Genomic DNA, 9,323 nt, shown 5'->3' on the forward strand with positions numbered 1-9,323 from the left:
GCAGCCTCAAGTAATCTGTAACCGGCACAGCCGGTGTAATCGTCACCGGTACCATTGATCCCGGCTGACTATGCAATTGCGTTCTCCGGTAAGTACGCAGCCAGTTTCCAAAAGTCTTGCTGTTCAAGCCATGCTTGCGACAATAAGACGTCTGCGACAATCCGCTCGACTGCCACGCCCTAATATGACGCAACTGTTGTTCCTGTGTTGTCACTCGTCATCCTCCTTTGAAAATACCCGAGGATAAACAGATCAGATTCTAGTTTGTAGATGGTGGGGCTGGACGGTTACAATGGATCAACGGTTTTTGTTTAAAAAATGCTGGACTACTTCCTGGAGGTGTTGTGAATATTTTTTTAACTGTTTCCGAAGAAAATCAATATGGGTACATACCGCCGCAATTGGCGCGTTCCGGGGTTATGTTCCGCGCTACGGTGGAGTACATCAAAAGAATACTGTTCAGCGGTAGTGATCAAAACAACAAAGAAAATATAAATGATTACGAAAAAGCGCTAACAAAGTTTGGCGTGTTATTTGAGAGCGCGAATAGCAGTTCCGGGAAAAAGTTCGATAGCTTTAAAAATGATGTTTTTCTCGAATTCACAAAAAAAAATAAAAATATCACTAATCAGAAAAAACCAGCATCCGCGCTGAATGAAATGTTTTTTTGTATTGCCGTGCAGGGTCTGTGTCTGGTGATGGCAAATGTCAATTTTGAACACTATTACTCCACTGTAGGCGATGACGAAAACGCCGGAAATGATGAAGATGATTGGGCGACTTCTAAAGATGAAGAACTTGATTTAGATGTTGATCAATTGGATGATGACAAAAGGAGAGCTGAGTACAACCAGATTGTATATGCCATCAAGGATTTATTGCTTAGGGCGCTACCGCGTGACTGGGAAAAAGCAAAAACAACTGAGGCATCTGAACCACGCGTATCCGAGATAGATAGCGCCCTGGAGAAGCAACTCTATTTATTGCTGTTTTCCAGAATGATTCTTGATGCTTTGCTTGAGTCAATACCAGAGCGGATCGTTAAGCAGAAAATGGCGGCGGTGGAACCGGATGACGGCTGGTCGCGTTATTTCATCGTACTCGTTGACACTGCCATGGCAGAAAAAATAGATGCCTTTTTACGCGAGTTGCCCTATCAATACACCCTCCAGCCGCTAAAAGCACCTGTCGCTTATTCAGTGGTCAAAGCAGAATCTGCATTAGAAAATACAGAAGGCGAGTTTCACCTGGATTTGATTACACTCGGGAAAATAAACCGTTTTTTGTATCGGTTCTACTCAGGCTTTAGTAAAGTGTGTCGGGGCAAGGATGCCCACATACACAGCTACATAACAGCGATTAATTTCCAGCAGTCTGTTCCTTGGCGGTTAAACCTAGATTTGCTGGATTGGGTGAGCCAGATGATCGATCTGGCCAATCAGCCAAAGAAAAGCATCGCTCCAGATCAACAGGATTTATACGAGTGGATCACTACAAAGCTTTACAGGCCTCGAAAAAGCGAGACACGAAAATCTTACCAATTGCCGGCTGAGTTTCTGGATCACATTCTTATGCGTCGTGTTCTGGATGAGCTATGCGGATGCGATGAAAGCGGCCGGCAGGCTGTTTTTTACCTACCGTGGAAAGCCGATTACCGAGGACGTATTTATGCAGAAACACCCTGGCTTTCACCGCAAGGCGGAGACTTGCAGCGGGCATTGCTGGAATTCGCCAATGGCAAGTCGCTTGATGAGACCGGAATAAAGGCGCTCAAAAGACATGGTGCCAACCTGATTAAGCGCGAATGCATAATCAATGATCTCGGTATAAAAGATCGGCAGGTTATTACGCTCGAGGAACGTGAGAAGTGGATTGAAAAAAACGAGGTACAAATTCAGGCAAGCGCCGAATCCCCTCTCGAAACAGATTTCTGGTGTAAAGTGGCTTCTAAACCCATGCAGTTTCTTGCTTTCTGCCTGGCTTATCACCAGTGGAAAAACAACCCGGAAGCACCTATTCATTTACCGGTACAGATCGACGGCACTTGTAATGGGTTGCAGCATATCGCGGCATTGACCTGTAATGAAGACCTAGCGCGGGCGGTCAATGTATTGCCCAAAGCGAATAACCTGCCAGGTGATATCTACACGGAATTGGCCGAAATCGCCGTGACGACGCTTGGAAATTTGCGTGCATCATGCACTGAAATGAATCTACCGAAGCAGCACGAAGAAGCTATTTTAATGGCGGACGATTGGTTAAAGAATATCGCAGACAAGCAGGAATGGTTAAATCGCTCAACCGCCAAAAAAGTGGTTATGACCATACCTTATGGCGCGGGCACAGAATCGCAAGCCGCGCACGTGCTCGATGCCATTATCGACAAGATCGAAGCGATCGATTTGGAAAAAAGCCCGGCCGAGGCCATTGACAAATGGATTGATGAGCAAGATACAGAAGAAAAGTTTCCACGCAGCGCATTTCGGAAAAAATGCTGCAAAGGACATTTTAAAGCCTTACGCAAAAAAGCGTACGGGGGTAACGAAGCGGCCAAAACACACTGGAATCGGTTACGCTCACTGGCGGCATACACATCCCTCGCTATCGTCTGTCATCTGCGGCATGCACTGTCGAACAAATATCCCTGCGTCGATACATTTTCAGGCTGGCTGAAAAAGATCGCGAATGCATCCCATCTGCCATTGCTTTGGAGCAGCCCACTGGGGTTTCCGGTTTGCCAGAATAAATTCAAACTAAGCGGTAGCAGCAGAAGCATCAAATTGGAAGCTGATCGAGAAATACGACTGGACTTTCAAATGCTTAAGGAAGAAATATCGAACAATGAGCAAAAAAGCGCGTTGCTACCCAACCTCATTCACAGCCTTGACGCAACCCATCTGGCGCTAACAATGCTGGGTGCAAAGCGGCAACATATCAAGAATATTGGCAGCATTCATGACTGCTTGCTGTGCCATCCCAATGATGCTGAACAAATTGGTCAGATTCTGCGGCAGCAATTTGCAGCAATGTACGAGCGCAAAAGTGGTGGACAGGGTTTGCCCAAGGCATTGCAGGACTGGCAAAACTGGATGCATCAATTGATGGTGATCAAACTGCTTGATAATTGTAACCTCGTGCTCGGTGCATTGGAGCATCCAAATGGATATGGTGAAAATATGCTCAGAGCACAACAAGAGAAGAACGACAAAAAAGCGGAGAAAGATTTGTTATTTCTGAAAGAAACCAGGCAAATGAACCATTCCCAGCGCTACATGATGTGCATATTGCTCAGGTACGCGGAAGAGCAGGCACTAACAGCGCCAAAGAAAAAAACTGATGAATTTCCAAAACTTGATACCGGAGCGTTGCGCATTGAGGCTGGCAACATTTCCAGTTATTTTTTCTCGTGAGCACAAAAAATAAAATAACCGAGCGGTTGATCGTTTCTTTCATCGGCAATACCGATCTCAAATTTTTTCCACCGCGGGGTGAAGATTGCAGTCCAATTTTACGCCTCATGCTTGGCCTGAAAGATATTGAACCCAGGATGCCGAGCGCCCAAACCCGCTTGCTGCTTTTCGACGACGACAAACCCGGGCAAACGAAGCGCGAGGAATTTTGTAACGCCCTGGAAAGGATTATCCCAGAATTCGGGTTTGCTGAGTTGACCATCGAGCGCTGTAAATTATCCCTGGCTGAAGGGCCGACCGATCTGCATGCTTTGTATGAGCAGGTCTGGCGTGCGATCCCGGCAGCCAAAGGATTGCCGAAAACCGAAGTGCTGTTTCACATTTCCTCTGGTGTGCCCGCTATGGGGTTCACGTTGCTGCTGGCCGCCAATTGCCTGCCGCTCGATCATGTCCGGATTTTTGAAACTTCCGCAGAAAAAGGCGTCAAGGAGGTACGGCTTCCATACGTGCTGGCAGCGCGGGAAGCACGTTATCAGCAACGCGCGGTGCGCAGGATCAGGCTGCCGGAAAAAGCCAGAAAAACGTTGATCGAACACACAGTCATCGACGATCCGCATGTCAATGAAAGTTATGCGGTACTCTATAAATGCGCGATGACATTCAGAGACTCTCCTGTCAGGCTGATCATCAAGGGACCGGTGGGAAGCGGTAAATGGCATGCTTGCCAACAATTCGTCAAATGGCGAGGCAGTTCCAGTGCCGAGTGGATAAAGCCGGATCTGCAACCCGCTATTCCTGCAGACTGTACGCTCTGTATCCACGATCTGAATGGCTGGTCCGAAGATGCGCTGAGGCAACTCACCCAACTGTCCGCGACGCGTCCCGATATTGCGATTGTGGTCACTTACCGCACTGATCAGCCGCCTGCCGCGCCGATCGAAACACTTGCGCGCGACGGTCTGCGCGGCGCGGTGCAGATTGAATTACCCTCGCTGGGTGCGAGGAATGACATCGCATCCATGGGAATCGCGCTGGCAAATCAGTCGGGTATCAGGGATGGCAAGCTTCACGCCCGTCTTCACTATGAATGGCAAACCGATCTGTATCCGAACAATCTGCATGATCTGAGGCGATTACTGATCAATGCCTCGGCATACAGCGGCGGCATGCACCCTGAAAGTGACGCCTACCGGCGCGTGCGCGGTCAGATCGAAGCAGAGCGCATGCTCAGCGAAGCCTGGAATGTGCTCAGCGGACTGGCATTTGGCCAGGGGCAATCGTCGCTTGATGAGCTGCTCGATCAAGTCCGTTATGCAACGCTTAGCAGATTGGTCAATCAGGGTAGAAGCCAGGCCGAAGTGGCGAAGCTTACTGGAATGAAACAAACCACAGTTTCTGATGCCTTGAAGAAAAAACCGCACAGCCTTTGGAGAACAGGCAAAAATGAGTGAACCGAAAGCAGTTTCCCATTTTGGTGTCAGAGGCGCAAATGATCTTGCTGCATTGTGGCGTGCTTTGCCGGCAGCAGTCGTCGAGTTTTCCAACGTATCCTGGCCGGAAGATACGGGGCTTGCGGATTTGTGTGATGAATTGCGTAGCCGCTGCTGGCGGGAATATTGTGCTCGCGGCCATCCGTCCTGCGCCAATCGCAACACATCCTGTCAGCAGAAGGATAGCGGGTGCTGTGCGGCGGATAGCCTGTTTCCAGTCAGCATAGGCGGCGGTGCGCAATCCTGGCGTATGGCTACGCTTTTTCTGCACTGGCGGCCAGGCTTGCAGGTTTTTCAGCTTATCGCGCTGGGTGAAACAGCCTGCACGCGGATTGCGTGGGCGGCGCAGTTGCTGGAAAACCGTTTTCGCCTGCCACCCGCATCTAAAACCGATGTTTCGCGCTTGGCCGACCTCGAGCTACCCGATGCGGCGCGGTGGCGTATGGTGTTCGTGACACCTTGGGTGATCGAAAAGAATCCACCAGGCAAAAGTGAAAAAAAAGAAAAAAAACCCACGATCGAAATAGTCACACGCAAGCTTGCCGAGAGTTTGCGCCAGCGCGCCCACAAACTGACCGTGCTATGCACGCATGATCCGGTTTGGCAGCGGCTGGGCGGGCATCTTGCGCATCTTGTCGCGGACCATTTGCTGTTTGCCGGACTGGTGGTGGAACACGTAACGCAAGTCCATCCGGTTTCATTTGAGTGTAAAAGTACGGGTAATGGAGATACTTATCATGCCCATGCCTGGGAAGGGGAGCTGGTGTTGCAGGCAAATCGGCATCTGCTGCCGTGGTTGACGCTGCTGGCGGTCTGCGGCGGCGGTGAAAATGCCGACAAGGGGTTTGGCAGCGTTCAGCTGACACCGTTGTGATTCGATAAAACCAAAAAGGGTAACAATGACATATCTAAGGATGATTTCAGTGGGCGTGACTGACATACAATTTCCTGTATGGAAGCAAAACGATTATGGAGAATGGATAGAAAATTTCCGCTTTGAATCCGGGCGAAAAGAATGCCGGAAGCTGCATGAAAAACTGCTGAGATTGATTGAGCGCGAGCAAATTATTTTTCCGGACGAACTGCCAGGAAATCTATCGCTACCAGGCTTGAATCCCAGGCTAGAATTCGAGTTCATTGCGGAAAATGAGTTTCTCGCCACTGTTTCTCTCAACCGTGGCAAAACCGATGACACTTCCGGTCACACTTATCGTATTTCTGCGTTTGACGATACGATTCCCAATGATGCCGAAGCCAAACTACCCGTTTACTGCGCCAAATTACATGAACTGCTTGATGTTGCCCGCAGATCGTTTGGCGATCAGCCGGTCGCGGTGGTGGTCCTCGGCACCAAACGGGATGAGCGTGCCAATGAAAGTGAGAATGAACCCATAGCCTCAGCACCGCTGGTGGCCCGATTTCTTGCCGATAGACTCAATCTTGAATTTCAGAACAATCAGGGGGAAATTCCAGAGGTATTGTCACCTGGAACCAGCACATGGGTTGACATCCTGCGTGGTCAGGAGCGTGCTGAAGACAGTGATGCCCAGCGATCCGTCGTCAACCGCCTGAGCCGCGTCATTCGCCTGTGGAATTCGGGGATTTCACCGGATACGGGCAAAATCTTTGTAACAACCTCGGGGGGTATTCCCCCTCTCAAACCACTGCTGGAAAGAATTCCGGCCACCTGCCTGGGACAGCAATCGGTCGATCTGCTGGATAAATCGGCAAAAAGCGCACCCACCAAAATTGTTCAGCTGAACTACACCGATCGAGTCATCGAGCAGGAAACCATACGTTTTCACTGCGCAGAGGCGTTGCGTGAGCTGGACTATGTCGCGGCATACGGGCTTGCGAGCCGATACCGCAAGGAGTTGTGGTCCCAGGCAGTCGTTCAACTTTTGGGGTCGCTGCTGGAACTCGGCGATCTTCCACTTGAAGTTAACTCGAAACGAATTGACGACCGACTGGTGCTAGCAGCGTGCCAAATCGAGATCAGTCTGTGCATGGGAGATTCCATCAACGCTTTGCAGCGCCTGGGAGTACTCATCGAAACTGGAATCTGGAAATTGATCGAAACGGATCAGCGTATTCTTGCCGCAGGGTTGACAGTGGATCGCGGTGAAGGATTCTTGCAAGGCGATAATATTCAAACAATTCCTGAGAGGTTACGGAGAACATATACCGACAATACGTACAAAGTTGAAAATTTGACGATAAGCTGGCCTATATGGCTCAAAAATAATGCAGGTGGACAGCTAAGAAAAGCAACCGCACTAAAAAATCTGGTTGACTGCTATAACAGGCGTGAAAGACAGGGGTTATCCATTCGGGATTGCAGAAATCACCTCGTTCATGGCGATAAAGCGAAGCCATTAGACATTAACGACCTTGATAACACGTTTAAATCTTGCGGATTGATGAAAGCCAAACGTGAACCATTTGGCGGCAATTTTCTTTCTTGTGATGTGGTTTCGAAGTTCATTCGCAGCCTGAATCTTAATGAGCAAATTAGTTTAGTAAGCGGTATGCTGGCATGCCTTACTGAAATCGTGATTTGGGGTAAAAATGACTGAGAATAACCCATACAAACTCGAAATCAGCCTCAAACGCGTGCAAACCTTTATCTTTGAAGTGCCTCGACTAAAGGCCATGCTCGGTGCAAATGCGATGATCGGTGAGGCGATGCGCAATGAACTCACTGATCTGGTCGGGAATCGTGGAAAATCTCTTGAATGGCCGCAGCACATCGAATTGGAAAAAGCGAAGGATGATCCGTTAGCCATGGTTGCAGAACCATACCGGGATGATCCCGTCGCCCTGTATAAAAAAGGTATTCTTGCACGTGATGGCGGGCATTTCATTGCGGTATTCTCAAGCAAAACAGCTGCAGAGAATTTTCAGAAAGAGGCTGAACAGAAACTGACCGAACTACTACCCGGCGTGCTGTTCGAGATCAAAATACAGCCCTTTGAATCAGCTGCCGGTCAGGAAGCAGAAAATAGAGATAGGCGTGGTGAGGAAGAACAGCTCTTGCAGTTGCCAGTTTTGCAGCTCTGCCTGGAAACCGGTGTGCAGCCGGCCAACTGTGAAATTGACAAAGGCGGTAAAACATTGCCTGTCGCGCGTTCAGTCAAACAACGCCTCGATAAAGGCAAAGTGTTTTATCGAAAAGAAACAAAGGATATCATTGGCCAAATCGCAAATTCACTTTATGCACCCGTCAAAAAAGCACTCGAAGAACCGAGCGACCTGAACGGTCTCAAGGATCTTGCGGCGGGAGACTATATTGCGCTGATCCATGCCGACGGCAACGACATCGGCAAACGTTACAAGAAATGGAGAGATCGCCAGAAGGAAAGCGAGAAAGAAGCAGCGGGGGAAGCATTCTTTTATCACATGCGCGTGGCGGTGCGTCGGGCGGTCGTGACCGCACTGGAACAGACCTTTAGCAGCGACAAGCTTCAACCATCCAAGGTGCGTCCTTATGAAGTGCTGATGCTCGGAGGCGATGACCTGTTGCTGGTTTGCCGTGCGGAAAAGGCGTTACTCTTCGCGAAACACTATACTAAGGCCCTGCATGATGAGAAAAATCACCTGATCGATGGCGAAAACAATACGAAACGGCGGCTCGATGTCGCCATTGGCGTGGCCATTGCCAAACACACCTACCCGCTTCACCGTCTGCATGAACTGACGGAAAGCCTGGCTTCGAGCGCCAAACGACTTTATCGTGCACTGGAGGATAATGATAAGGACTCGGTAATCGACTGGCAGGTCGTCACACAGTCATGGTTTCCCGATGTGGCCGCTGTGCGCAGGCAAAGCGAGCGTATCCGCTATCGGGCCATGCGATTAGACAACGGCGGAAAAAGCGTGGAAGAGACATTGCTATTGACTAACCGGCCCTATCGCGTAACCGGTGAAAACAGTCTGGAACAATTGCTTGCGTCCGCTGAAATTATCAAGTCTTCAGATCAAAAGGATCAATCCGAGCAGGAAAAAATGCCCCGTTCACCTTTGCGCGCACTGCGCACGGCCTGCGAGCAAGGGCGGCTTACGGCGGAGATGGCGTATGCGCATTTGCCGCCAAAAGCGCAAAAAGCGCTGACCGGTTCTAATCCGCTGTGGAAACCGTCATCAGAGCAAAGCAATACCTATACGACTCGCGCGCTCGATGTGATCGATATCGCCGAAATTTCGAGGCTGGGGAGCCAAAAATGACCGATACAAGCAAACCGGGATTTTACCGCTTGACCGTTATCGTGTTGATACCGGTTTAAAATTGACCACCCATTACGGTTGAAATTTGACCAGGGGGAAACAGTGCGCAGGATACTACGCATCTGTGGATAAGTCGACCAGACTGAGTTGGTATTTTGCCTCCTGCTGATGCTTTGTGTTCAGTTGCTCGTTACAAATT

The 9,323-nt window shown here is 49.6% G+C and carries 6 protein-coding genes; 5 read left to right on the plus strand and 1 reads right to left on the minus strand.

Going from position 1 to position 9,323, the window contains the following annotated elements; translation table 11 throughout:
- The coding region (locus BMY60_RS14050) for an IS66 family insertion sequence element accessory protein TnpA (protein WP_090334475.1) at window positions 1-214 on the minus strand (214 nt) is incomplete at its 3' end.
- Window positions 215-344: 130 nt separating this feature from the next.
- Here BMY60_RS14050 and BMY60_RS14055 point away from each other — a divergent pair.
- The 5 genes from BMY60_RS14055 to BMY60_RS14075 are packed head-to-tail and all read left to right on the plus strand — an operon-like array spanning window position 345 to window position 9,124.
- Window positions 345-3,410 (plus strand): DNA-directed RNA polymerase, encoded by a 3,066-nt coding sequence (locus BMY60_RS14055; protein WP_090334477.1) that lies wholly within the window; start codon window positions 345-347, stop codon window positions 3,408-3,410.
- The gene (locus tag BMY60_RS14060) at window positions 3,407-4,861 is read left to right on the plus strand and encodes a hypothetical protein (protein WP_090334478.1); all 1,455 of its coding nucleotides are present in this window, start codon (window positions 3,407-3,409) and stop codon (window positions 4,859-4,861) included. Before BMY60_RS14055 ends, BMY60_RS14060 begins: the two co-directional genes overlap by 4 nt.
- On the plus strand, window positions 4,854-5,774 hold the full coding sequence (locus tag BMY60_RS14065) for a hypothetical protein (RefSeq protein WP_090334480.1): 921 nt from the start codon (window positions 4,854-4,856) through the stop codon (window positions 5,772-5,774). Before BMY60_RS14060 ends, BMY60_RS14065 begins: the two co-directional genes overlap by 8 nt.
- 25 nt (window positions 5,775-5,799) lie before the next feature.
- The gene (locus BMY60_RS14070) at window positions 5,800-7,476 is read left to right on the plus strand and encodes a hypothetical protein (RefSeq protein WP_177166689.1); all 1,677 of its coding nucleotides are present in this window, start codon (window positions 5,800-5,802) and stop codon (window positions 7,474-7,476) included.
- The gene (locus BMY60_RS14075) at window positions 7,469-9,124 is read left to right on the plus strand and encodes a Cas10/Cmr2 second palm domain-containing protein (protein ID WP_090334483.1); all 1,656 of its coding nucleotides are present in this window, start codon (window positions 7,469-7,471) and stop codon (window positions 9,122-9,124) included. Before BMY60_RS14070 ends, BMY60_RS14075 begins: the two co-directional genes overlap by 8 nt.
- The last annotated feature ends 199 nt before the right edge of the window (window positions 9,125-9,323 follow it).

This window comes from Nitrosomonas sp. Nm51, assembly GCF_900111165.1.
In the GTDB taxonomy this organism is placed as follows: Bacteria; Pseudomonadota; Gammaproteobacteria; order Burkholderiales; family Nitrosomonadaceae; genus Nitrosomonas.

Excerpts from the sequence above, each read along its gene's own strand:
- BMY60_RS14075 (WP_090334483.1), top strand. The coding sequence starts at position 7,469 with ATGACTGAGAATAACCCATACAAACTCGAAATCAGCCTCAAACGCGTG.
- BMY60_RS14065 (WP_090334480.1), top strand. The coding sequence starts at position 4,854 with ATGAGTGAACCGAAAGCAGTTTCCCATTTTGGTGTCAGAGGCGCAAAT.
- BMY60_RS14070 (WP_177166689.1), top strand. The coding sequence starts at position 5,800 with ATGACATATCTAAGGATGATTTCAGTGGGCGTGACTGACATACAATTT.